Origin of the sequence: Actinomycetospora sp. NBC_00405, assembly GCF_036044095.1 — a bacterium.
GTDB classification, from domain to species: domain Bacteria; phylum Actinomycetota; class Actinomycetes; order Mycobacteriales; family Pseudonocardiaceae; genus Actinomycetospora; species Actinomycetospora callitridis.
This window is the reverse complement of sequence record NZ_CP107938.1, coordinates 2,868,574-2,891,911: the sequence shown is the minus strand read 5'-3', so window position 1 is coordinate 2,891,911 and position 23,338 is coordinate 2,868,574. Positions and strand designations below refer to the sequence as shown.

The 23,338-nt window shown below is 74.2% G+C and carries 22 protein-coding genes; 18 read left to right on the top strand and 4 right to left on the bottom strand.

Annotated features, from left to right (window positions below; translation table 11 throughout):
- Positions 1 to 138 precede the first annotated feature (138 nt).
- From OG774_RS14160 to OG774_RS14120, 9 genes are all read left to right on the top strand, one after another.
- Positions 139 to 1,377, top strand: a complete 1,239-nt coding sequence (locus OG774_RS14160) for a cytochrome P450 (protein WP_328310437.1) — start codon at positions 139 to 141, stop codon at positions 1,375 to 1,377.
- On the top strand, positions 1,374 to 1,784 hold the full coding sequence (locus tag OG774_RS14155) for a nuclear transport factor 2 family protein (protein WP_328310435.1): 411 nt from the start codon (positions 1,374 to 1,376) through the stop codon (positions 1,782 to 1,784). The genes OG774_RS14160 and OG774_RS14155 overlap by 4 nt, the downstream gene beginning before the upstream one ends.
- Positions 1,785 to 1,786: 2 nt before the next feature.
- Complete coding sequence (locus OG774_RS14150) at positions 1,787 to 3,358, top strand: AMP-binding protein (RefSeq protein ID WP_328310433.1); 1,572 nt, start codon at positions 1,787 to 1,789, stop codon at positions 3,356 to 3,358.
- Between the two features lie 26 nt (positions 3,359 to 3,384).
- On the top strand, positions 3,385 to 4,224 hold the full coding sequence (locus tag OG774_RS14145; RefSeq protein ID WP_328310431.1) for a mycofactocin-coupled SDR family oxidoreductase: 840 nt from the start codon (positions 3,385 to 3,387) through the stop codon (positions 4,222 to 4,224).
- Positions 4,225 to 4,250: 26 nt separating this feature from the next.
- A complete protein-coding gene (locus OG774_RS14140) occupies positions 4,251 to 5,369 on the top strand; it encodes an NDMA-dependent alcohol dehydrogenase (RefSeq protein WP_328310429.1) in 1,119 nt (372 codons plus the stop codon).
- 11 nt (positions 5,370 to 5,380) lie between these two features.
- On the top strand, positions 5,381 to 5,806 hold the full coding sequence (locus OG774_RS14135) for a nuclear transport factor 2 family protein (RefSeq protein WP_328310424.1): 426 nt from the start codon (positions 5,381 to 5,383) through the stop codon (positions 5,804 to 5,806).
- Positions 5,803 to 6,240, top strand: a complete 438-nt coding sequence (locus OG774_RS14130; protein WP_328310422.1) for a nuclear transport factor 2 family protein — start codon at positions 5,803 to 5,805, stop codon at positions 6,238 to 6,240. Before OG774_RS14135 ends, OG774_RS14130 begins: the two co-directional genes overlap by 4 nt.
- Positions 6,237 to 7,778 (top strand): class I adenylate-forming enzyme family protein, encoded by a 1,542-nt coding sequence (locus OG774_RS14125; RefSeq protein WP_328310420.1) that lies wholly within the window; start codon positions 6,237 to 6,239, stop codon positions 7,776 to 7,778. Before OG774_RS14130 ends, OG774_RS14125 begins: the two co-directional genes overlap by 4 nt.
- A gap of 98 nt (positions 7,779 to 7,876) precedes the next feature.
- Positions 7,877 to 8,548 carry a TetR/AcrR family transcriptional regulator gene (locus OG774_RS14120; RefSeq protein ID WP_328310418.1) on the top strand — a complete coding sequence of 224 codons (672 nt, stop codon included), beginning with the start codon at positions 7,877 to 7,879 and terminating at the stop codon, positions 8,546 to 8,548.
- A 65-nt stretch (positions 8,549 to 8,613) separates the two neighbouring features.
- Here OG774_RS14120 and OG774_RS14115 read toward each other — a convergent pair whose 3' ends face one another.
- Positions 8,614 to 10,365 carry an acetyl/propionyl/methylcrotonyl-CoA carboxylase subunit alpha gene (locus OG774_RS14115; protein WP_328310416.1) on the bottom strand — a complete coding sequence of 584 codons (1,752 nt, stop codon included), beginning with the start codon at positions 10,363 to 10,365 and terminating at the stop codon, positions 8,614 to 8,616.
- Between the two features lie 86 nt (positions 10,366 to 10,451).
- Here OG774_RS14115 and OG774_RS14110 point away from each other — a divergent pair, with 86 nt between their 5' ends.
- The 9 genes from OG774_RS14110 to OG774_RS14070 are packed head-to-tail and all read left to right on the top strand — an operon-like array spanning position 10,452 to position 20,932.
- On the top strand, positions 10,452 to 12,068 hold the full coding sequence (locus OG774_RS14110) for an acyl-CoA carboxylase subunit beta (RefSeq protein WP_328310414.1): 1,617 nt from the start codon (positions 10,452 to 10,454) through the stop codon (positions 12,066 to 12,068).
- The gene (locus tag OG774_RS14105; protein ID WP_328310412.1) at positions 12,065 to 12,841 is read left to right on the top strand and encodes an enoyl-CoA hydratase/isomerase family protein; all 777 of its coding nucleotides are present in this window, start codon (positions 12,065 to 12,067) and stop codon (positions 12,839 to 12,841) included. The genes OG774_RS14110 and OG774_RS14105 overlap by 4 nt, the downstream gene beginning before the upstream one ends.
- Positions 12,841 to 13,629, top strand: a complete 789-nt coding sequence (locus OG774_RS14100) for an ester cyclase (protein ID WP_328310410.1) — start codon at positions 12,841 to 12,843, stop codon at positions 13,627 to 13,629. Before OG774_RS14105 ends, OG774_RS14100 begins: the two co-directional genes overlap by 1 nt.
- Positions 13,626 to 14,603 carry an LLM class flavin-dependent oxidoreductase gene (locus OG774_RS14095; protein WP_328310408.1) on the top strand — a complete coding sequence of 326 codons (978 nt, stop codon included), beginning with the start codon at positions 13,626 to 13,628 and terminating at the stop codon, positions 14,601 to 14,603. Before OG774_RS14100 ends, OG774_RS14095 begins: the two co-directional genes overlap by 4 nt.
- The gene (locus tag OG774_RS14090) at positions 14,600 to 15,868 is read left to right on the top strand and encodes a cytochrome P450 (protein ID WP_328310406.1); all 1,269 of its coding nucleotides are present in this window, start codon (positions 14,600 to 14,602) and stop codon (positions 15,866 to 15,868) included. Before OG774_RS14095 ends, OG774_RS14090 begins: the two co-directional genes overlap by 4 nt.
- Entirely contained in the window at positions 15,865 to 17,463 is a 1,599-nt protein-coding gene (locus tag OG774_RS14085) for a class I adenylate-forming enzyme family protein (protein WP_328310404.1), read from the top strand. Before OG774_RS14090 ends, OG774_RS14085 begins: the two co-directional genes overlap by 4 nt.
- Positions 17,460 to 18,302 carry a MaoC family dehydratase gene (locus tag OG774_RS14080; RefSeq protein ID WP_328310402.1) on the top strand — a complete coding sequence of 281 codons (843 nt, stop codon included), beginning with the start codon at positions 17,460 to 17,462 and terminating at the stop codon, positions 18,300 to 18,302. The genes OG774_RS14085 and OG774_RS14080 overlap by 4 nt, the downstream gene beginning before the upstream one ends.
- 34 nt (positions 18,303 to 18,336) lie before the next feature.
- The gene (locus OG774_RS14075; RefSeq protein ID WP_328310400.1) at positions 18,337 to 19,248 is read left to right on the top strand and encodes an alpha/beta hydrolase; all 912 of its coding nucleotides are present in this window, start codon (positions 18,337 to 18,339) and stop codon (positions 19,246 to 19,248) included.
- 46 nt (positions 19,249 to 19,294) lie between these two features.
- Positions 19,295 to 20,932 carry a flavin-containing monooxygenase gene (locus OG774_RS14070; RefSeq protein ID WP_328310398.1) on the top strand — a complete coding sequence of 546 codons (1,638 nt, stop codon included), beginning with the start codon at positions 19,295 to 19,297 and terminating at the stop codon, positions 20,930 to 20,932.
- Between the two features lie 3 nt (positions 20,933 to 20,935).
- On the opposite strand, the gene OG774_RS14065 is transcribed toward OG774_RS14070, so the two are convergent.
- The 3 genes from OG774_RS14065 to OG774_RS14055 form a co-directional block, all read right to left on the bottom strand.
- Entirely contained in the window at positions 20,936 to 21,667 is a 732-nt protein-coding gene (locus OG774_RS14065; protein ID WP_328310397.1) for a GAF and ANTAR domain-containing protein, read from the bottom strand.
- A gap of 201 nt (positions 21,668 to 21,868) precedes the next feature.
- Positions 21,869 to 22,192, bottom strand: coding sequence for a hypothetical protein (locus tag OG774_RS14060; protein ID WP_328310396.1), 324 nt, complete (start codon positions 22,190 to 22,192; stop codon positions 21,869 to 21,871).
- Between the two features lie 117 nt (positions 22,193 to 22,309).
- Entirely contained in the window at positions 22,310 to 23,311 is a 1,002-nt protein-coding gene (locus OG774_RS14055) for a helix-turn-helix domain-containing protein (protein ID WP_328310395.1), read from the bottom strand.
- Positions 23,312 to 23,338 lie beyond the last annotated feature (27 nt).

Sequence of the window (23,338 nt, the reverse complement as noted above, 5' to 3'; positions counted from 1 at the left end):
CGTGATCTCGGCTGCCGCGGAGCACCCCGGACCGCCGCGATCCCCCTTGACCCGAAGGGGTGTGATGCTAGTCTCTCGACGCGTACCAAACGATCGGTAGATAGCGCGACATCGACGTCTGCGCAGGTCGGGGGACCCATGACGGCTCGACTGGAACAGCTCGAACCGCCGGACATCCTCTCGGCGGAGTTCGCCCGGGACCCGTACGCGGCCTACCGGTTGCTCCGCGACGAGTTCCCGCTCGTGTGGCACGACGCGATGCAGACGTACGTGATCAGCCGCTACGACGACGTGCAGCGGGCGTTCAAGGAGCCCGTGTTCACGAGCGAGAACTACGCCTGGCAGCTCGAGCCGGTGCACGGGCGCACGATCCTGCAGATGGAGGGCCGCGAGCACTCCATGCACCGCGCGCTGGTGGCGCCGGCGTTCCGCGGGAAGGCGCTGCAGGAGCAGTTCGGGCCGACGATCCGGCGCAACTCGCGCGAGCTCGTGGACGCGTTCCGGAACGAGGGTCGGGTCGACCTCGTCGACGCCTTCGCGACGCGCTTCCCGATCAACGTCATCGTCGACATGCTCGGGCTCCCGCGCACCGACCACGCCCGCTTCCACGCCTGGTACACGTCGATCATGGGGTTCCTCGGGAACCTCGCCGGCGACGAGGGCGTGGCCGCGGAGGGTCTGCGGACCAAGGACGAATTCGAGCAGTACATGATCCCGGCGATCCGGGAACGCCGGGCGAACCCGGGCGACGACCTGCTCTCCACGCTCTGCGCGGCCGAGATCGACGGCGAGTCGATGACCGACGAGGAGATCAAGGCGTTCTGCAGCCTGCTGCTGACCGCCGGCGGCGAGACCACCGACAAGGCCGTCACGAGCCTGATGGCCAACCTCGTCGCCCACCCCGCGCAGCTCGAGGCCGTGCGCGCCGACCGCTCCCTGATCCCCGCCGCGTTCGCCGAGACGCTGCGCTGGTCGCCGCCGGTGCACATGATCATGCGGCAGCCCGCGGAGGACGTGGCGCTCTCGGGCGGGATCGTCGAGGCGGGCCGTACGGTCACCTGCCTCATCGGCGCGGCCAACCGCGACGACCGCCGCTTCGACCGGCCCGAGGTGTTCGACGTCCTGCGCGCGGACCTCGACGGGTCGCGCGCCTTCTCCGCCGCGGCCGACCACCTCGCCTTCTGCCTCGGGCGCCACTTCTGCGTCGGGGCCCTGCTGTCGCTGTTCGAGATCGAGGTCGGGGTCAACGACCTCCTCGACGCGATGAACGACATCCGCTTCGCCGACGGCACCCCGCCGCCCGAAGCCGGGGTGTTCACCCGAGCCCCGAGCAGCCTGCACCTCCAGTTCACGCCCGCAGCGGAGGAACGACCATGACCGCACGCCCCCACATCGAGAACCTCCTCGGCAAGGCCTCCTGGGGCTACGACGAGGCCGACCCCGACCTCATCGCGTCCTGCTTCACCGAGGACGCGCGCATGAGCCTGCGCATCGGGCGCGACGGCGACCTGGTCGGCCCGTTCGAGGGCCGGGCGGCGATCCGCGCGCTGCACGCCGACTCGATGGCCGCGCAGACCGACCAGCGCCGGCACAACCTGTCGAACCTCTGGTTCGAGAAGGACACCGACGACGAGGCCATCGCGGTCACGAACCTGACGCTGCTCTCGATCGAGGACGGCGCGATCCGGGTGCTGTCCAGCGGCTGGTACCGCGACCAGCTCGTCCACCGGGACGGCGCCTGGTTCATCGCGGACCGGTACGTCTACCTCGACCTCCCCTACTGACCATGGTCAACATCGGCCGCATCCCCGAGAAGTGGGCGGCGCTGACCCCGCGCGGCGACGCCGTCGTCGACACCACGACCGAGCGCCGCACCACCTGGGCCGAGCTCGACGAGCGCGTCCGCCGCCTCGCCAACGGCCTGCGCGGGCCGCGACCCGACGGCCTGGCGCTGCACCGTGGCGACCGCGTGGCCGTGCTCGCCAAGAACTCGACCGAGTTCCAGGAGATCTACTACGCGGCCGGGCGCGCGGGGCTCGTCGTGCAGCCGCTGAACTGGCGTCTCGGGGTGGGCGAGCTGTCCCGCATCGTCGCCGACGGGGCGCCGCGCGCGATCGTCGTCGCGGGGGAGTGGGCCGACGCCGGGCGCGAGCTCGCGACGCAGGTGGACGTCGAGCACTGGCTGTCGTACGGGCCGGGCGGCGACGGGTCGTACGAGGACCTGCTGGCCGCGTCGTCGGACGACGAGCCGACCGACTCGGCGAGCGTCGGTGACGACGACCCGTTCTTCATCCTCTACACCGGCGGCACCACGGGGGCCTCGAAGGGCGCACTGCACACGCACCGCAGCGCGTCGTTCGGGATGCTCAACCAGACCGTCGCCGAGCGCATCGTCCCGACCGACGTCTACATGCTGACCGGGCAGATGTACCACATCCCGGTGGTGCTCTCGATGAACTACATGCGCCACGGCTGCCCGCTGGTGCTCATGAACTTCGAGGCGAAGCGGTCCCTGGAGATCATCGAGGCGGAGCGCGTCTCGGCGTTCCTCGGCATCACCACGATGCTCAACTGGATGATGGCCGTGCCCGGCTTCTCGGGCTACGACATCGCGAGCCTGCGCAACATCCAGTACGGCGGCGGGCCGATGCCGTCGGCGGTGGTCAAGAACGCGCTGCAGGCCTTCCCGTGCACGCTGATCCAGGGCTACGGGCAGACCGAGGGCACGACGATGTGCTTCCTCTCCCAGGAGGACCACCACGCCGCGGTCAACGGGGTCCACCCCGAGCGGCTGCAGTCGTGCGGGCGCGAGGGCTTCGTGACGTCGGTGCGGGTCGTCGACGTCGACGGCCGTCCGGTGCCGACGGACGGGGCCACGGTCGGCCAGATCGTCGTGCGCTCCGAGGCCAACATGGCGGGCTACTGGAACCGCCCCGACCTCACCGCCGACACCCTGCGCGACGGCTGGATGTGGACCGGCGACCTCGCCACCTGGGACCCCGACCGCTACGTGTTCATCGTCGACCGCGCCAAGGACATGATCATCTCGGGCGGCGAGAACATCTACTCGGTGCAGGTCGAGGAGGCCGTCAACCACCACCCGGCGGTCCTGGAGTGCGCGGTCATCGGTGTCCCGGACGAGGAGTGGGGCGAGAGCGTCAAGGCGTTCGTCGTGCTCAAGCCGGGCACGAGCGCGACGGAGTCCGACATCGTCGAGACCGCCCGGGCGCACCTCGCGTCGTACCAGAAGCCGCGCTCGGTGGAGTTCGTCCCCGAGCTGCCCAAGGCTCCCACCGGCAAGATCCTCAAACGCGACCTGCGCGCCCCGTACTGGGGCGAGCGCGGACGCTCGGTCTAGCCCATCCCGCAACGAAGGGAAGATCCGTGACCGGACGCATGGAGGGCAAGGTCGTCCTCGTCACCGGGGCCGCGCGTGGCCAGGGGCGCGCGCACGCGGTCCGGCTCGCGCAGGAGGGTGCCGACATCATCGCCGTCGACCTCTGCGCGGGGATCGACACCGTCGTCGGCAAGTACCCGCCGGCGACGCGCGAGGACCTCGACCAGACCGTCGTCGAGGTCGAGAAGCTCGACCGCCGGGTGGTCGCCCGCGTCGCCGACGTCCGCGACCAGGCGGCGCTGGACGAGGCGGTCGCCGCGGGCGTCGCGGAGCTCGGGCGGCTCGACGGCGTCGTCGCCAACGCGGGCGTCGCGAGCTACGGGCGCGCGTGGGAGCTCGACGAGGCGACGTGGCAGGACATGATCGACGTCAACCTCACCGGTGTCTGGCACACCGCCAAGGCCGCGATCCCGCAGCTCATCGAGGGTGATCGCGGCGGGGCGATGGTGTTCACCAGCTCGATCGGCGGCTTCAAGGGCATCCAGCAGGTCGGCCACTACGTCTCGGCCAAGCACGGGATCGTCGGCCTGATGCGCAACCTCGCCAACGAGCTCGCGCCCCACCGCGTCCGCGTCAACACGGTGCACCCGACGAACGTCGACACGCACATGATCCAGAACCCGGGGACGTGGGGGATGTTCGCGCCCGGCGACCCGGAGCCCACGCAGGAGAAGGCGATCGCCGGGTTCACGTCGCTCAACGCGCTCGAGATCCCGTGGATCGAGTCCGTCGACGTCGCGAACGCCGTGCTGTTCCTGCTGTCCGACGAGGCCCGCTACATCACCGGCGCGACGCTGCCCGTCGACGCCGGCGCGGCGATCAAGTGAGCGCCCCCCGACGAGTGGAGTGACCAGTGAAGACACGAGGAGCCCTGCTCTGGGAGCCCGGCACCCGGTCGGGGTGGAGCGTCGAGGAGATCGAGCTCGACCCGCCGAAGGCCCACGAGGCGCTGATCAAGCTGGCGGCGTCGGGCGTCTGCCACTCCGACGACCACCTCGACACCGGCGACATCCCGCTGCCGTGGTCGCCGGTGCTCGGCGGGCACGAGGGCGCCGGGATCGTCGAGGAGATCGGCCCGGGTGTGACGGCGGTGAAGCCCGGCGACCACGTCGTCCTGTCGTTCCTGCCGTCGTGCGGGCGCTGCCGGATGTGCGTCAAGGGCAAGTCGAACATGTGCGAGCTGGGCGCCGGCGTGCTCGCCGGCGTCGCGCCCGACGGCACGCACCGGGTGCACGCGCGGGGGCAGGGTGTGGGGTGCATGTCCTACCTCGGGACGTTCGCGCCCTACGTCGTCGCCCCGCTCGACGCCGTGGTCCCGATCCCCGAGGAGATGCCGCTGGACAAGGCCGCGCTCATCGGGTGCGGGGTGCCGACGGGCTGGGGCTCGTCGGTGTACGCCGCCGAGATCGAGCTCGGCGACACGGTCGTGGTGGTCGGCACCGGCGGCGTCGGGATGAACGCGCTGCAGGGTGCGCGGCACAAGGGCGCCCGCCACGTCGTCGCCGTCGACCCCGCGCCGTTCAAGCGCGAGAAGGCCGTCGAGTTCGGCGCCACCCACGTCGCGAAGGACTACGAGGAGGCCGGGCAGATCGTCGAGGGACTGACGAACGGCCAGGGCGCCGACCGCGTGATCATCACCGTCGGCGTGGTCACCGGCGACCTCATGAACCCCGCACAGGAGATGACGCGGCGCGGCGGCACGATGGTGCTGACCGGCGCCGCCCCCGTGCTGCAGCGCGACGTGCCGTTCGACCTGTTCACGTTCGCCATGTCCGGCAAGCGGCTGCAGGGCTCCCTCTACGGCACGACCACGAGCCGCACCGACGTACCGCTGCTCGCCGACCTCTACCTGCGCGGCGAGCTGAAGCTCGACGAGCTGATCACCCGCACCTACACGCTCGACGACATCAACCAGGCGTTCCGCGACATGCACGACGGCAAGAACGTGCGCGGCGTGATCATCTACGACTGACGGGGGCACCGATGCCGAACGCCGACGACCGCGCCGAGATCGTCCAGGCGACGTGTCTCTACGCGCGGGGGCTGGACCGTTTCGACCCCAAGGAGGCGCTGTCGGCCTACACCGACGACGCGGTGTGGGACGCGACGGGCGTGGGGCTGGACCGCTACGAGGGCCGCGACCAGGTCCTCGCGTTCTTCGAGCGCGACGCCGGGTCGATGTCCGAGCAGTTCCACATCATGACCAACCACGTCGTCGAGTTCGACGACGACGACCACGCGCACGGCACCAACTACGTGCTCGCCGAGGGGCGCACGACGGGCGGGGCGTCGATCAGGGCGGCGGCCCTGAACGTCGACACCTACCGGCGCACGGCGGCCGGCTGGAAGATCGCCAGCCGCGTGATCTCGCCGTTGACGGCCCCGCAGATGGAGGGGTTCGGGGCATGAGCCGCGACGCCACGGAGGTCGTGCGGCGCTACCTCGACGCGGTGGGGGCCCTCGACCTCGACGCGCTCGGGGAGACGTTCGCCGCCGACGTCGTCATGGACCTGCCCTACGCCCCGCCGGGGTTCCCGCGGCGGGTCGAGGGCAAGGACGACGTCACGGCGTTCTTCGTCGGCCTGCCCGCGGTGATCACGCCGCTGGGCTTCCACGACTACCGGCTCGACGCGCTGGCCGACGACCCGGGCTCGATCGTCGCGCAGTACGCCAGCGACGCGCGCATCCTCACCACCGATCGGCCCTACCGGAACTCCTACATCGCCCGGTTCCAGGTGCGCGGCGGGGTGATCACGTGGTTCGCCGAGCACTTCGACCCGATCACGCTGGTCGAGGCCCTCGGCGGCACGGTGACGATGCCGGGGCAGGAGGTGCCGGCGTGAGGGTGCGGCGCACCCTGCCCGACCTGCTCGACGACGCGGCGGAGCGGTCGCCGACGCGCGAGGTCGTCTTCCCCACCGAGCGGGCGACCTGGCCCGCGGTCCGGGAATCGGCTCGGTCCTGGGCGGCCGGACTGCGCGCCCGCGGGGTGCGCCGGGGCGACCGCGTGCTGCTCGTGCTGCCCGGTGGGCTGGACGCCGTGGTGGGCACGCTGGCGGCGGCGATGCTCGGCGCGGTACCCACGCCGGTCAACCACCGCGGCACGCCCGACGAGGTGGCGTGGCTGCGCGACGACGCGGACCCCGCCGTGGTGGTGGCGTCCCCCGAGCTCCTCGGGCTCGCCGGCGGGGGAGCCGTGACGCCCGCCGAGCTGGCCGGGGACCCGGCCGACGCGCCCGCCGTGGACGTCGCCCCGGACGACCCGATGATCCTGCTCTACACCTCCGGGACGACCTCGCGCCCGCGCGGCTGCGTCCACACGCACGCCGCCTACGCCGCGCTCGGGGAGAACCTCGTCGAGCGGCTGCGCCTGACACCGGACGACAGGTTCTGGACCCCGCTGCCGCTGCACCACTGCGGCGGGATCGACCTGCTCATGGGCTCGCTCGCGGCGGCCTGCACGCTCGTGCACGTCGGCGCGTTCGCCCCGGACGTCGCCTGGCGGCAGCTCGTCGAGGAGCGCGCCACCGTCGCGTTCCCGGCGTTCGACACGATCTGGCTGCCGGTGCTGGACCACCCGGAGTTCGTGCCGGCGGCGGTGCCGGACCTGCGCACGGTGATCAACGTCGGGCCGGCCGAGCGGATGGCCGCGATGCAGGCGAGGCTGCCGACCGCGGTGCAGATCTCCTGTCTGGGGGGGACGGAGTCCGCCGGGTTCTGCTGCGTGGGCTTGGTGGACGACCCGCCCGAGGCGCGGGCGGGCACGAGCGGGGTGCCGCTGGCCGGGATGGAGGCGACGGTCCGCGACCCCGAGACCGGCCGGGAGTGCGCGCCGGGCGAGGTCGGCGAGTTCCTGCACCGCGGCGTCTCGCGGATGGCGTACTACCACGGGGATCCCGGGACCACGGCCGAGCGCATCGACGCCGACGGCTGGTTCCACACCGGCGACCTCGTGCGCCGCGACGCCGCCGGCCGGTTCACGTTCGTCAGCCGGCTCAAGGACATGCTCAAGGTCGGCGGGGAGAACGTCGCGGCGGCCGAGGTGGAGGGACGTCTCGCCGAGCACCCCGCGGTCGGGGTCGTGGCCGTGGTCGCCGCCCCCGACACCCGTCTGGGCGAGGTCGCCGCCGCGTTCGTCGAGCTGGCGCCGGCGTTCCGGGGCGCGGACCGCGACGTGCTCGGTCGTGAGCTCGTCGACCACTGCCTGGAGGCGCTCGCGACGTACAAGGCGCCGCGCTACGTCGAGTTCGTCGACTCCTGGCCCATGTCCGGGACGAAGATCCAGAAGGGGGCGCTGCGCGAGAGGATCGCGGCCGACCTGACCGACCGGGGGATCACCGAGGCGCCGCGACTGTCGCGTCGCCACCTGACGGCGGGGTGAGCCGCACGGCGGGGTGAGCTGCTCCGGGCAACCTACCGACCGTATGGTGGTCGGGCGCACCGAGGCGTCGACGTGGCGTCTCGACCAGGGAGCAGACCATGGCACAGGACCGCCGCCCGGCGGGGCGCAGCGAGCGCCGGGCCGCCGGGGAGCGCAAGCCCCGCGAGGAACGCTGGGCGCAGCTGCTCGAGGTGGCCACCCAGGTGTTCTACGAGAAGGGCTACGACGGCGCCTCGCTGCAGGACATCGCCGACCGCCTCGGGATGCTCAAGGGCAGCCTCTACTACTACATCCAGTCCAAGGAGGACCTGCTCTTCGAGGTGATCAGCGAGGTGCACCGGGAGGGCTACGCCGTGGTGCGCACCGCGGCCGCCTCCGAGGGCGACCCCCTGGACCGCCTCGAGCGCACGATCCGCGCCCACGTCGAGCACGCCTGCCGCAACCTGGTGCCGACGGCGGTGTTCCTGCACGAGCTCGAAGCGCTGCCGACGGCGCGCCGCGAGGAGATCCTCGGCAGCGGCCACGCCTACCAGGGCGTCTTCCGCGACCTCGTCGCCGAGGCCCAGGGCGAGGGCCTGGCCCGTCCGGACGTCGACCCCCGGGTGGCCGGGCTGTCCATCCTCGGCTCGACGAACTGGGTCTACCGCTGGTTCCGGGCCGACGGGCCTTCCACTCCTGAGGAGATCGCCGCCCAGCTCGCGGCCATGGCGGTGCACGGCGTCGCCACCGCCGACGCCCTCGTGGCGCGCGGCGCGGCCGTCGGGGCCTGACGGGCACCTCCCCGACGCAACGAACGGGCGGTTCGCTGCTTCTACGCGCGCGAACTCCCCGTTGATCACCCGGAACCGGGCGCCGACATCCCCACGAGCGCGTCCCCGGCCGTGACGCGGTCGCCGGCCGCGACGTGCACGACGTCCACGCGGGTCGCCCGGGACGCCCGGACCGGGAGCTCCATCTTCATCGCCTCCAGCACGACGAGCACCGCGCCGGCGGCGACGTCGTCGCCGGGCGCGACGACGACCTCGACGACGGTCGCGTCCATCGGCGCCACCGGGTCTCCGGTCGGCGTCGACTCCGTCGCCGGTCCGCTGCGCTCCGGGCGGGATGCCACCGCGGCGGCGGTTCCCGTCGCGCCCGCGCGGTGGCGGGGGACGCGCAGCGCCAGCGGGCCGCGGTCGGTGGCGAGGTGGACGGCGCGGGCGGTGGCGGGCTCCTCGGTCGGCGCGAGCGTCGGTCGGGCCGTGGCCTCCGGCGCCCAGTCCCGCTCGACGCTGCCGGTGTCGTGCTCCATCGCGGCGTGGTCGGGGCGGTCGAGCACCGCGCGCAGGTAGGGCGCGGTGGTGGGCACGCCGGTGAGGACGAGGTCGTCGAGCGCGGCGGCCAGGCGCGCGCACGCGGTCGCGCGGTCCGGACCCCAGGCGTGCACCTTGCCGAGCAGCGAGTCGTACACCCCGGGCACCGCGTCCCCGGCCTCGACGCCCAGGTCGCAGCGCACCCAGGGACCGGACGGCAGCGTCAGCGCCGCGACCCGCCCGGGCGCCGGGCGGAAGCCCTCCCACGGGTCCTCGGCCGCGATCCGGGCCTGGACCGCGTGGCCCCGCACCACGCCCGCGCTCCCGAGGACCTCGTCGAGCGGCTCCCCGTCCGCGATCCGGAGCTGGGCGACCACGACGTCGATGCCCGTGACCATCTCGGTGACCCCGTGCTCGACCTGCAGCCGGGTGTTCATCTCGAGGAACGCCAGGGCGCCGGTGTCGCGGTCGACCAGGAACTCCACGGTGCCCGCGCCGCGATAACCGACGGCCGTCGCGAGCCGCCGGGCGGCCGCGTGCAGCTCGGTGCGCACGGCGTCGGGCAGGTCGGGGGCGGGCGCCTCCTCGAGCAGCTTCTGGTGGCGGCGCTGCACGGTGCAGTCGCGGTCGCCGAGGACGGCGACGGCGCCGTGGTGGTCGGCGAGGACCTGCACCTCGACGTGACGCGCACGGGCGACGTGACGCTCGAGGAACACCTCGCCCCGCCCGAAGGCGGCGGCCGCCTCGCGCTCGGCCGCCGCGAGGGCGCCGTCGAGCTCGTCGGGGCCTGCGACGACGCGCATGCCGCGACCGCCTCCGCCGTGCGCGGCCTTGACCAGAACCGGGAAGCCGATCTCCGCGCCGGCGACGCGCGCGAGGTCGGCGTCCACCGGCCCGTCGGTGCCCTCGAGCACCGGCACATCGCACTCCCGGGCCAGCGCGCGAGCACGGATCTTGTCGCCCATGGCCGCCACCACCTCCGCGGGCGGACCGACGAACACCAGGCCGGCGTCGGTGACGGCCCGCGCGAACCGCGCGTCCTCGGCGAGCAGGCCGTAGCCCGGGTGCACGGCCCGCGCCCCGTGGGTGAGCGCCGCGCCGACCACGGCGTCGACGTCGAGGTACGACGTCACGCGCACCGCGGCGTCGGCCACCCGCGTGGGGAGCGAGCCCGCGTCCATGTCGGTGTAGATCGCGATCGAGCGCAGCCCCAGCTCACGGCAGGCACGCACGATGCGTACGGCGACCTCACCGCGGTTGGCGACGAGGACCGGGCCGGGCCCCACACGCTCCATGGGCGGCCTCCTCTGGTGCGCCATCTACCAAACGACCGGATGGTAGATTACGGTCGCCGGGAGAGCCACGTCACGCGGGAGGAACGGTGCCAGTCGCCAACGGCCAGGGGCCGGTGCCGCACGGGCAGACCCCCGCGCAGGACGCCACCCGGTCCGGCATGACCGAGGCGATGGACGAGCTGGCCCGCCGGCGGGCGGCCGCCGAGGCGATGGGCGGCGAGCAGGCGGTCGCGAAGCTCCGGGCGTCGGGCCGGATGGTCGTCCGCGACCGGGTCGCGGCGCTCGTCGACCCCGGCACCTGGTTCGAGATCGGCGCGCTCGCCGAGCCGGAGATCCGCCGCGAGAAGCCGGTGCCCGGCGACGCCGTGGTCACCGGGTTCGGCACGCTCGACGGGCGGCGGGTCGGCGTCATCGGGATCGATGCCACCGCGGTCGCCGGCACCACGGCGCCGATCAGCATGCGCAAGCAGGGCCGGCTCATCGAGCACGCCCAGCACGGCGGCTTCCCGCTCGTGCTGCTCTGCGACGCCGACGGCGGACGGATGCCCGACGTCATGGGCTGGCGGTTCTCGGGTCTCCCGCTCGACTTCACCACCTTCCTCGGCGCCACCGACGGCAGTCCCGCGGTGCCGCGGGCCGCGGCGGTCCTCGGCCCGTCCTACGGCGACTCGGCGCTGCACGCCGCCACCGCCCACTACGTCGTCATGACCCGCGGGTCGTCCGTGGCCCTGTCCGGGCCGTCGGTGGTCGAGCCCGCGATCGGCGAGCGCGTCACCGACGACGAGCTCGGCGGGGCCGAGGCCGCGACGGCCGCCGGCAACGCCCACCTCGTCGTCGACACCGAGGCCGACGCGCTCGACGCCCTCGGCGCGTTCCTGTCCTACCTGCCCTCGAACGCCGCGCTCCCGGCGCCGGCGTCGGAGCCCGTGGCGCCGGCCCGCGACCCGGCCGAGCTCGCCGACGTCGTCCCCACCGGCGCCCGCGCGGGCTACGACATGCGCGAGGTGCTCGCCGCCGTCGCCGACGCGGAGTCCGTGCTGCCCTGGGCCGACGGGTGGGGGCCGAGCCTGCTCTGCGCGCTGGCCCGCATCGAGGGCCGGCCGGTGGGGATCGTCGCCAACCAGCCGCTCGTGCGCGCGGGAGCGCTCGACGCGGACTCCCTGGCCAAGGAGCACGACTTCGTCGACCTGTGCGACACGTTCGGGCTGCCACTGGTGTTCCTGCACGACGTCCCGGGCCTGATGATCGGCAGCCAGGCCGAGCGCTCCGGCATCCTGCACGCCTACGAGCGCACCGTCTCGCGCATCGCGCGGGCGTCGGTGCCGCGGGTCGGGGTCGTGCTGCGCAAGGCCTACGGCGGCGGGCACTTCGCCATGGGCGGGCGCCCGACCGGGCCCGACTTCCTCTACGCCTGGCCCACGGCGGAGATGGGCTTCATGGCCCCCGAGACCGGCATCCGCACCGTGCACCGCCGTGCCCTCGACCGGCTCCTCGCCGACGAGGGCCCGGAGGCCCGCGACGCCCGGGCCGCCGAGCTCACGGCCGAGTGGGTCGCGGAGTCCGAGCCGTGGGAGGCCGCGGCGCACCTGTCGCTGGACGACGTCATCGCGCCGGCCGCGACGCGGCACGTGATCGCCACGAGCATCGAGATCGCCTGGGGGGAGCGGCCGCACCGGGTGGGCCACCGGGGGGGTCGGGAATGACGGAGTACACCGAGATCACCGTGAAGGCCGACGGCCCGGTCGCGGTGATCCACCTCGACCGTCCGGAGAAGCACAACGCGCTCACCGAGGCGTTCTGGCCCCAGATGCGCGAGGCCCTCGCCCGCCTCGAGGCGGACGGCACGACGCGCGCGGTGGTGCTCACCGGGTCCGGCGACAAGGCGTTCTCCGCCGGCGGGGACATCGCCGGGTTCGGCGAGCTCGACGGCGCGGCGGCCAAGCGCGCGTTCCAGGCCGACTGCCTGCGCACGTTCGCGGCGGTGGAGGAGTGCGCGCTGCCCGTCGTTGCCGCCGTCAACGGCTACGCGTTCGGCGGCGGCTGCGAGCTCGCCCTTGCCTGCGACCTGGTGCTCGCCTCCGACCGCGCGAGCTTCGCGATGCCCGAGAGCGCGATCGGCCTCGTGCCCGGCTTCGGGGTCCTGCGCGGGCCCGCGGTGATGGGCCGGCACTGGACGAAATGGATGGTGCTCGCCGGCGAGCGCGTCGACGCCGCGCAGGCCGAGCGCATCGGCCTGGTGCAGCGGGTGGTGCCGCACGACACGCTGCTCGACGAGGCCGTCGCGCTGGGCGAGCGCATCGCCCGCGCCGCGCCGCTGGCCGTGCGCGTCGGCAAGCAGATGATCAATCGCGGGGTCGACCGCGGCGAGACGGGCTACTCGCTCGAGGCGGTGACGATGCTGCAGGAGACCGCCGACACCGCCGAGGGCATCGCCGCGTTCACCGAGAAGCGCGCGCCGCGGTTCGAGGGACGCTGATGGACCCCTTCGTGGCCCTGATGCGCCGCTACGTCGTCGACTACACGAACTCCCACGACCTCGCCGTCTGCGACGAGATCATGGAGCCGGACTACGTCTTGCGCATGGGCCCGCACGTCGTCGCCGGCCGTGACGAGGCCTACAAGCCCGCGACGCGCAAGCAGCTCGAGCAGTTCCCCGGGCTCGGGCTCACGGTCCACGAGGTGGTGAGCAACGGCGAGCGCCTCGCCATGCGCTTCTCCGAGCACGGCGCCTCGGTGCGCCACGGCGGGGCCGTCGCGGTGTGGGGCGGGATTGGGCTGTACGCCTGGAACGGGCGTCGGCTGACCGCCAACCGCGTCGAGCAGGACTACCTCGCCCGCCGCCGCCAGCTCGCCGGCGGCGTGCCCGACACGGTGCCCCCGCCCGCCCCGGCGCCCTGGGACACCGTGGCCCGCGAGCCCGACGCCGGCACCGAACGCGCCGCGCGGGCGTGGGCGGAGCAGGGGATGCCGACGCTCAGCGACGTCGTCGTGGACGACGGCCGGCACCCCGCGACGCTCGTGGAGCCCGACGCCGTGGTGGTCGACGACCTGTTCAGCGCCGGGGACCGGGCCGCGGTCCACGTGACGGTCTCGGGGGCGTTCCGCGGCGGCCTCGACGGGGCCGACGAGCACGTCGGTGCGCCCGCGACGCTCCACGCCGCGGCGGTGGTCGTCGTCGACGGGGGGCGGGTCGTCGCCGGGCACGTCGTGCGCGACCGCCTCGGGCTCCTGCGCGCCCTCACGCCCGCGGGGGCCACGCGGTGAGCCCGACGACCAGGGTCGGGCTCTACCTCGACCTGCGCATACCGCCGGGCGCGACGGGCGCCGACGTCTACCGCCGCACGCTCGACCGTGTCGCCGACGCCGAGCGGCGCGGGCTCGAGGCCGCGTGGGTCACCGAGCACCACGGGTTCGCCGACGGCTACCTCCCCGCGCCGCTGACCGCCGCCGCCGCGATCGCCGCGCGCACGCACACCCTGCGGATCGGCACCGGCGTCGTGATCGCTCCGATGCTCCCCGTCGAGACCCTCGCCGAGCAGGCGGCGGTGGTCGACCTCGTCTCCGGCGGCCGGCTCGAGCTCGGCGTCGGGGCGGGCTGGCGGGCCGAGGAGTTCGCGCGGGTCGGCGCCGACCACCGCGCCCGCTACACGACGCTCGAGGACCACCTGCGCCGCCTGCCCGGGCTGTGGGCCGACGGCACCGTGACGCCGGCGCCCGTGCAGGACCCGCTGCCCACGTGGGTCGGCGCGCGCGGTCCCCGCGGGGCCCGGCTGGCGGGACGGGTCGGCGCCGGGCTGCTCTGGCTCGACCCGGCCCTGGTCGCCCCGTACGCCGAGGGGCTCGCCGCCGGCGGGTGGCCGCGGGAGCAGGGCCGGCTCGGCGGCCTGGTGAACGTCCTGCTCGCCGACGACCCGGACGCCGCGAAGGCCGAGGTCCGCGCCGCCGCCCGCCGCAACCGGGAGTCCTACCAGGGCAACGACGACGCGGCCGCGAAGCCCGGCGACACCACGTTCCCGAGGTTGCGAGTCCTGACCGGTGAGGACGCCGTCGCCGTGGTCCGCGAGCAGCTCACCGCGCTCGAGGGCTTCCCGGTCGCCCACGTCTTCTGCTTCGCCGACCTCGGCGGGCTGCCGGCCGAGGTCGTCGACCGGCACCTCGAGCTGGTCACCGACGTGCTGCGCCCGGGCCTCGTCGACGTCGGTGCCGCGGCGCCCGTCCCGGTGGGAGGTACATCGTGAGCCGTCTCGAGTCGGCCGAGCTGCCCGACGACCTGCTGACCCCGGAGGCCGTGGCCGATCCCGACGGGGCCGCCGCGGTCCTGCGCGCCCACGACCCGGTGCACTGGAGCCCGACCCACCGCGCCTGGCTCGTCACGCGCTTCGACGACGTCGTCGCGGCCTTCAAGAACCCGGCGCTCTCGTCGGACCGGGTCCGCCCGCTCATGTCGGCGCGGGAGAAGCCGTCGGGTGACGCGTCGCAGGAGATGCTCGGGCTGATCAGCGAGTGGATGGTCGTCACCGACCCGCCCGCCCACACGCGGCTGCGGCGCCTCGCCGGCGCGGCCTTCAAGCAGCAGCAGATCGCGGCGATGGAGGAGCGCATCCAGACGCTGGTCGACGACCTCGTCGACACGTTCCTCGCCGAGAGAGGGACCGACCTCGTCGCGGGCGTCGCCTACCCGCTGCCCGCGATCGTCATCGCCGAGATGCTCGGCGCCCCGCCCCAGGACCGCGACCGGTTCCGCTCCTGGTCCGACGAGCTCGCCCTCGTCGCGTTCGGTGCCGGCGGCGACGCGCGCCCGGACCGTCACGAGCGGGCGCTGCGCGGGCTGGAGGAGATGGCCGAGTACTTCCGCGTTCTCGTCGCGCACCGCCGCCGCGAGCCGGGCGGCGACATGCTCTCGGCGATGATCACGGGGGACGACCGGTCGGACGGCGCGGGTCTCTCCGACGACGAGCTCGTCGGCATGTGCGCGCTGCTGCTGTTCGCCGGGCACGAGACCACCACCAACGCCATCGCCAACGCCGTCCGCCTGCTCACCGCCGACGCGGCGCTGCGCGACCGGGTGCGCGACGACCCGGCGCTCGTCGCCCCGGCGGTCGAGGAGGCGCTGCGGCTCGTGGGGCCGATCAAGGTGCTGGTCCGCTGGGTGATCGAGGACCACGAGCTGCGCGGGCGCACCATCCGGGCGGGCGAGCGCGTCTACCTCGTGCTCTGCGGGGCCAACCGGGACCCCGAGCGGTTCGCCGAGCCCGACACCGTCGACCTCGCGCGCTCCCGCGCCACCCACATCGCGTTCGGGCGCGGCGTCCACGCCTGCATCGGCGCTCAGCTCGCCCGTATCGAGACCCGGATCGCCGTCGGCACGCTGCTGCGCCGCCTGCCGGGGCTGCGGGTCGAGGGCGAGCCGGAGTACCTGCCGACGATCGCCTCGCGGGCCCAGACGTCGCTACCGGTGGTGCACGACGGCGGCGCGACCGTCGAGACGGCGAGCCGGCCGTGAGACCGCGGGTCACCACGCTCTTCGAGCTGGTCGACGAGTCCGCGGCGGCCGAGCCCGACGCCGAGGCGCTGGTGTTCGCCGACGGCGAGCGCCTGACCGTCGGCGCACTCGCGGAGCGCTCCGTGCGCCACGCCGCCGCGCTGCTCGCGCTCGGCGTGACGGCGGGCGACCGGGTGGCCCTGCTGCTGCCCGCCTCGGCCGACCTCGTCGCCCTGCTGCTCGCCGTGACGCGCGTCGGGGCGGTCGCCGTGCCGGTCAACGCCCGCTACCGGCCCGACGAGGTCCGCCACGTCGTCGTGCACTCCGGCGCCGCGCTCCTGGTGACCGCTGCGCCTGTCCGGGAGGGGCCCGCGCCGGGCGCCCCCGACCTCGCCGACCTCGCCCGCGGCGCGGTCGAGAGCGGCCCGACGCCGGAGCTGCGGGGGCTGGTGACGCTCGCCGACCTCGCCGGTGGGGAGGCCGCCGACGTCGCGCACGCCGAGGCCGGCACCCGCGTCCGCGATCCCGCCGTGCTCGTCTACACCTCCGGCACGACCGCCGCGCCGAAGGGCGCGCTGCTCTCGCACGAGGCGCTGGTGCGGCTCGCGGCCGGGATCGCGGAGCGGATGGCGTTCACCCCCGCGGACCGGATCTGGACCGCCATCCCGCTCTTCCACGGCGGCGGGATCACGTTCGCGGTCGCCGCGCTCACCGCGCGCGCCGCGTTCGTCCACCCCGGGCACTTCGACCCCGCGGCCACCCCCGCCCTGCTCGAGGCCGAGCGGATCACGGTGGCGCTCGCGGCCTTCGAGACGATCTGGCTGCCGGTGCTCGACCGGCCCGACTGGCCCGAGCGGGACCTGCACCGCCTCCGGCTCGTCATGGCCGTCGGTGTCCCCGAGCGGCTGCGGGCGATGGCGGCGCGGGTGCCGCAGGCCGTGCACGTCTCCTGCGTGGCGATGACCGAGTCGTCCGCGTTCCTCGCCCTCGGCCGCCTCGACGACCCGCTCGAGGCGCGGCTGACCACCGGCGGCCACCCGATGCCGGGCATGGCGGTCCGCGTCGTCGACCAGGACACCGGCGCCGACCTGCCGTCCGACACCCCCGGTGAGCTGCTGTTCCGTGGTCCGACGGCGTTCGACGGCTACTTCCGCGACCCCGAGGCGACGGCCGCGACCATCGACGCGCAGGGCTGGGTGCACACCGGCGATGTCGTCACCGTCGACGCCGACGGCCGGGTCACGTTCCGCTCCCGGCTCAAGGACATGCTCAAGGTCGGCGGCGAGAACGTCTCGGCCGCCGAGATCGAGAACCATCTGCTCACGCACCCCGCGGTCGGGGTGGTCGCCGTGGTCGCCGCCCCGGACGCGCGCTACGTGGAGGTGCCGGCGGCGTTCGTGCAGCTCGCCTCCGGGGCGTCCGCCACCGCCGAGGAGCTCATCGCGCACTGCGTCGGGCGCATCGCGAGCTTCCGCGTGCCGCGCTACGTGCGCTTCGTCGCGGAGTGGCCGATGTCCGGCACCAAGATCCGGAAGGTGGTGCTCCGGGCGCGGATCGCCGAGGAGCTGGCGGCGGCCGGGATCACCGAGGCGCCGCGCCCGGCGAGCCGCGTGTGACGGCGCCCGAGGACCTCGCAGGCCTCCGGCTGCCCGGGGGCACCTGCCGGGTCGAGGGCTACGAGAGCCTGCTCCTGCACGACGCCGTGCGGTCGCCCCGGTCGCCGCGCCCGCACCCGATCTGGGCGTTCCTCGCCCCGCAGCGGGGCATGGGCCTGACCCTCGCGGCGCTGTTCGAGACCCTCGGCTGCCCGCTGGACGCCGGCCCGCTGCTCGGCACGTTCGGCGCCCGGTGCGCGGGTCCCCTGGTGCTCGACGTCGACCACGAGGTGCAGGGTGGCGTCACCACGGTCCGGCGCCGCCGCTCCCGCGTGCTCGGCGTCGTCGACGAGGTCGAGGTGGTGCTCGACCTCGTCCGCGGCGACGGGGCCCCGGTGCTCACCGCGACCTACGGCTTCCTGCTGCCACGCCGTGACGTGACGGCGCCGCCGGAGGGCCCGCGGACCGGGACGCACGCGCCTACCGGTCCCGAGCACCGCGGCGAGCCGCTCACCGTCCGCGCGGACGAGATGAAGCTGATGGCCCTGCTGCTGCGCGACCCCAACCCCATCCACCTCGACCCCGACGCCGCGGCCGCGCTGGGGTTCGGGCGGGCGTGCGTCAACCAGGGCCCGGCGAACCTCGCCTACGCGCTGGGCTTCCTCACCGCCCGCCACCCGGACGCGGCGCTGCTCGGGTTCGACGCCCGCTTCCGCGCGACGGTGGTCGCAGGCGACGTCGTCACGCCCGTGTCGTACGACGACGGGGCCTTCGCCCTGCGGCACGGCGACGGCCGGGCGGCGGTGACCGGGCACGCACGGTGGGGCCGACCCGTTGTGAGCGGGACCACGTCCACCTAAACTAACGGCCGTTTGGTAGCGAAGGGACGGGTGCATGGCTCTCGACGAGGCGAGCACGGCGCTGCTGACGCAGCTGGGGGAGAGCGGCCTCCCCCCGATCAGTGACATGACCCCGGAGCAGGCCCGCAGCCTCGGGCCGGCGCTGGCCGAGATGTACGGGCCGGGGCCGGACGTCGAGCACGTCGTCGAGCCGGCCGACGCGCCGGTCCCGGTGCGGGTGATCGTGCCCGGGGGCACGCTGCGCGGCGTCGTCGTCTACTACCACGGCGGCGGGTGGGTGATCGGGGCGCTCGACGAGGTCGAGACGCTCGGGCGCACCCTCGCCGTGCGCACCGGCTGCGTCGTGGTGCTCGTGGACTACCGGCTCGCGCCCGAGCACCGGTACCCGAGCGCGGTCGACGACGCGTGGTCGGCGCTGCGCTGGGTCGACGAGCAGGTCGAGACGCTCGCCGGCGCGCGCGTCCCGGTGGTCGTCGCCGGCGACTCGGCGGGCGGGAACCTCGCCGCCATCGTGGCCCGCCGCGCCCGCGACGCCGGCGGTCCGTCGCTCGCCGGGCAGGTGCTCGTCTACCCCGTCACGGACGCGAACGTCGACCGGCCGTCGTACGTCGACCCCGCCAACCAGCTGCTCGTCAGCCGCGCCGCCATGATCTGGTTCTGGGGCCACTACGCCCCGGACCCGGCGCAGCGGGGCGAGCCCGACGCGTCGCCGCTGCGCGCCGAGGACCTCGGCGGGCTGCCCCCCGCGGCCGTCCTGCTCGCCGAGCACGACCCGCTGCGCGACGAGGGCCAGGCCTACGCCGACCGCCTCGCCGAGGCCGGGACCACCGTCGCGACGCTGCTCGTCCCCGGCCAGATGCACGGCTTCTTCACCCTGCTGACCCTGCCCGGCGCCGCCGTCGGGATGGACTTCGTCGTCGAGCAGATCGCGCACCTGACGTCCTGAGCCCCGCCGTCCGCAGCAGGGCCCGCTCACCCCGGAGGTGACCGCAGTGACCGACACCCTCACGCAGTCCACCCGCCCCGACGCCGCCGTGCGGCGCGTCGACGCCCTCGTCGTCGGCGCCGGCCTGTCCGGGCTCTACATGCTGCACCGCTTCCGCGGTCTCGGGCTCGACGCCGTCGTGCTCGAGGCCGGCGGGGACATCGGCGGCACCTGGTTCTGGAACCGCTACCCGGGCGCGCGCTGCGACGTCGAGAGCATGGAGTACTCCTACTCGTTCTCCCCGGAGCTCGAGCAGGAGTGGGACTGGTCGGAGAAGTACCCGACCCAGCCCGAGATCCTGCGCTACGTCCACCACGTGGCCGACCGCTTCGGCCTGCGCGACGGCGTCCGGCTCGACACCCGCGTCGCATCGGCGCACTTCCGCGACGCCGAGGGCCGCTGGACCGTGACGACGGAGTCGGGCGAACGGTGGGACACCGAGCAGCTGGTGATGGCGACCGGCTGCCTGTTCACCTCGAAGCTGCCGGAGATCCCGGGCATCGACCGGTTCGCGGGACGGACCCTGCACACCGCGCACTGGCCGCACGAGGGCGTCGACTTCACCGGCCGTCGCGTCGCTGTGATCGGCACCGGCTCCTCGGGCATCCAGGCGATCCCGCTGATCGCCGACGAGGCCGCCGACCTCACGGTCTTCCAGCGGACGGCGAACTTCAGCATGCCGGCGAACAACGCCCCGCTCTCCGACGAGGCCCAGGCGCAGCGCAAGCAGACCTATCCCGAGCACCGCCGGGCGGCGCGGGAGTCGGGCTTCGGCGTCCCCGTGCCGGAGGCCACGCGGTCGGCGCTGGAGGTCGACCCGGAGGAGCGCCGCGCGCAGTACGAGTCGACCTGGGGGCGCAACCTGGTCGGGCTGCTCACCTCGTACACCGACAGCATCGTCGACGCCGCCGCCAACGAGACCGCCGCCGAGTTCGTCCGCGAGAAGATCCGCGAGATCGTCGACGACCCGGAGACCGCGGAGACACTGTGCCCGCGTGACCACCCGTTCGGCACGAAGCGGCCCTGCCTCGACTCCGGGTACTACGCGACGTTCAACCGCGAGCACGTGCACCTCGTCGACCTGAAGAAGACCCCGCTGACCGGGGTCACCGAGCGGGGCATGCGCACCGCCGAGCGGGAGTACGAGGTCGACGACCTCGTGTTCGCCACCGGGTTCGACGCCATGACCGGGTCGCTGGCCGCGATCGACATCCGCGGGCGGGCGGGCCGGGCGCTCACCGACAAGTGGGCCGACGGCCCCGTCTCCCACCTCGGCCTGCAGGTCGCCGGGTTCCCGAACCTCTACACGATCACCGGGCCCGGCAGCCCGTCGGTGCTGTCGAACATGATGGTGTCGATCGAGCAGCACGTGGACTTCGTCGCCGACGCCGTCCACCACGCCCACCAGCGCGGGGACACCGTCGTCGAGTCCACCGACGAGGCCGAGCGGGCCTGGACCGACCACGTCCGCGAGGTCGGCGACTACACGCTCTACCCGCAGGCGGACTCCTGGTACATGGGCTCCAACGTGCCCGGCAAGCCGCGGGTGTTCATGGCGTACATCGGCGGCGTGGGGGCCTACCGGCAGCACTGCGACCAGCTCGCCGCCGACGGCTATCCCGGGTTCGCGTTCTCGTCGCCCTGAGTCTCACGGCCGGGCCAGGTCGACGACGAGCGCGGCCACCTCTCGGAGCTTGATGTTGTGGTTCTGGGAGAGCTTCCGCAGCCGCGCGAAGGCCTCGCCGTCGCTCGTGCCGCGCGCCATGAGCAGGCCCTTCGCCTGCTCGATGACCGCGCGCGACTCCAGCGCGGTGCGTAGCTCCTCGGCCAGCTTCGCCATCGCGGCGTGGCGGGCGACGGCGGCGAGGGCGGTGGAGGCGAGGTCGGCCGCCAGCCGCGCGATCGGTACCGCCGCGCGCAGGTCGGCGTCGGGATCGGTGGCGTAGAGGTTCAGGCTGCCGAGCACCTCGCCGGCGGCCGAGAGCGGCACGACCAGGCAGGAGCGGACCCCGAGCTCCTCCGCGCAGGACGCGTAGGGCGCCCAGGACCGCGCTGCGCGGGTGTCGACGGCCACGACCCGGTGCTCGCGCAGCGCGACCGGGACCGGGCCGGTCTCCGCGGCGTACTGGACCTGCTCGAGGCGGCTGAAGGGGGCCCGGTCACGCATGATCGACGTCGGGGTGCCGTCGCGCAGGACCGTGAGGCCGCGCCCGGCGACACCCGGGGCGGCGGACAGCGCCTGCCCCGTGGCCGCCCACAGGATGCGGTCCGTCGCGTCGGTGTCGGGCGGTGCCTCGCCGAGCCGGCCGATCGCGCCCGCGACCACGTTGAGCCCGGGGTCCGGGACGGCGGACGGACGGGGGTCGCCGACGACGGGCATGCGTTCACTCCCGGGGACTCGCCCCGGGCGGCACGAGGGCACGCCGGGGAGCTCCACCGGTGGCGTGATCGTCTCAACCACCGTGCTTGGCGCGGAGGAACCTACCGGCCGGTCCCCTCCCCGGGGCCCGCGGGGTGAGCCGTTGCCGGGCCCTACGTGCGTGATCTTCTGAGCTATGGCTCAGAAGATCACGCACGTGGGTCAGAAGCCGTTGGGGTCGTAGGCGGTGGTCTCGAAGGTGCCGTCGGCGTTGGTGTCGACCGCGGAGGTGTCGAAGTCGCCGTCGTTGTCGGTGTCGACCAGCACGACCTCGCCGTAGCCGTCGGCGTCGGTGTCGACCACGGCGGACTCGAAGGAGCCGTTGTGGTCGGTGTCGGCGATGACGGTGTCGACGGCGCCGTTGCCGTCCTCGTCGGTGGACACGGAGTCGATGTTGCCGGCGGCGTCGGTGGTGTAGGTGCCGGCCACGGTGCCGTCGGCGTGGTAGACGGTGCCGTTGGTGAAGGAGTAGGTCTCGGCGCTCATGGTCTGCTCACTCTCGGTCTGTTCGCGGTGCCCGGCTGGTGGGCTCTCGGCGCTGTGACGACGCGAGGAGCTGGGGATGTTCCGCGACGACCGACAATTTTCTCCGCGAGAGAGCGGTCACGCCCCGTGACGACGGCGGAAGGTGCTCGGCGGCTCGTGGAACGTCTCCTTGAACGCGCGGCTGAACGAGGCGAGGTCGCCGAAGCCGCAGCGCAGCGCGACGTCGGTGACCGAGACACCGGCGAGGCGCGGGTCGGCGAGCTCGCGGCGCCCGTGCTCGAGGCGCCGCCGGCGCACCAGGCGGCTCACCGTCGTCGAGGCGTCGGCGAAGGCGCGGTGCAGCTGGCGGGTCGAGACGAAGTGGGCGCGGGCGATCGTCTCGGGGCTGAGGTCGGGGTCCTCGAGGTGCTCGGCGACGAACGCCTCCACGCGGGCGCGCAGATCGGCCGCCCCGCGGGTCCCCGTGATCTCGTCGCGACGCAGCGCCTCGCCCACCACCGTGCCGACGAGGTCGCCCAGCTCGGTCGCCAGGCGCTCGGCCGCGGCGGGGGAGAGCTCCGGCGGCGCGGCGACGACGTCCGCGAGCGTCCGGCCGACGATCCCGCCGAGGCGGTCACCGCCGAGCGCCCGGGCCGTGGCGGCGCGGGAGGTGTCGGGGGAGATGCCGAGCAGGTCGCGGGGCCAGGTGAAGACCAGCATCCGCCACGGTCCGTGGAACCTCCAGGCGAACGGGCGTCCCGTCTCGTAGACCGACCAGGCCCCGGGGCCCAGCGGGGCCTCCCGGCCGTCCTGGCGCACCACGGCGTGACCCCGGGCGATGAGGCCGACCTGCAGGTAGTCGTCGGGATCGTAGCGTGCCAGGCCGGGCGTGCGAACGCACTCCTGGTCGGTCGAGTCGACCGTCGCCACCGCGAGGTGCCCGACGAGGCTGCTGCGCACGGCGCCGTCGAACGGGGTGTCCCGCTGGGCGTTCACGTCGAGGGCGACGAAGTGCTCGCGGATCAGGTCGCGCCAGCCGTCGAGGCGATCGGTCGCCCCGTGCACGTCGGTGGCGTCCGGGACGTGCGCCACCGCGCGGGCCCGTGGGAACGGGCCCACGGGGCGGGTGGTGGTCGCCACGGGCGGCTCGCAGAGGTGCTCGACGAA

Coding starts and splice junctions, on each gene's coding strand:
- OG774_RS14105 (WP_328310412.1), top strand. CDS start 12,065: ATGACGGAGTACACCGAGATCACCGTGAAGGCCGACGGCCCGGTCGCG.
- OG774_RS14075 (WP_328310400.1), top strand. CDS start 18,337: ATGGCTCTCGACGAGGCGAGCACGGCGCTGCTGACGCAGCTGGGGGAG.
- OG774_RS14120 (WP_328310418.1), top strand. CDS start 7,877: ATGGCACAGGACCGCCGCCCGGCGGGGCGCAGCGAGCGCCGGGCCGCC.
- OG774_RS14135 (WP_328310424.1), top strand. CDS start 5,381: ATGCCGAACGCCGACGACCGCGCCGAGATCGTCCAGGCGACGTGTCTC.
- OG774_RS14150 (WP_328310433.1), top strand. CDS start 1,787: ATGGTCAACATCGGCCGCATCCCCGAGAAGTGGGCGGCGCTGACCCCG.
- OG774_RS14160 (WP_328310437.1), top strand. CDS start 139: ATGACGGCTCGACTGGAACAGCTCGAACCGCCGGACATCCTCTCGGCG.
- OG774_RS14115 (WP_328310416.1), bottom strand. CDS start 10,365: ATGGAGCGTGTGGGGCCCGGCCCGGTCCTCGTCGCCAACCGCGGTGAG.
- OG774_RS14100 (WP_328310410.1), top strand. CDS start 12,841: ATGGACCCCTTCGTGGCCCTGATGCGCCGCTACGTCGTCGACTACACG.
- OG774_RS14130 (WP_328310422.1), top strand. CDS start 5,803: ATGAGCCGCGACGCCACGGAGGTCGTGCGGCGCTACCTCGACGCGGTG.
- OG774_RS14060 (WP_328310396.1), bottom strand. CDS start 22,192: ATGAGCGCCGAGACCTACTCCTTCACCAACGGCACCGTCTACCACGCC.
- OG774_RS14155 (WP_328310435.1), top strand. CDS start 1,374: ATGACCGCACGCCCCCACATCGAGAACCTCCTCGGCAAGGCCTCCTGG.
- OG774_RS14065 (WP_328310397.1), bottom strand. CDS start 21,667: ATGCCCGTCGTCGGCGACCCCCGTCCGTCCGCCGTCCCGGACCCCGGG.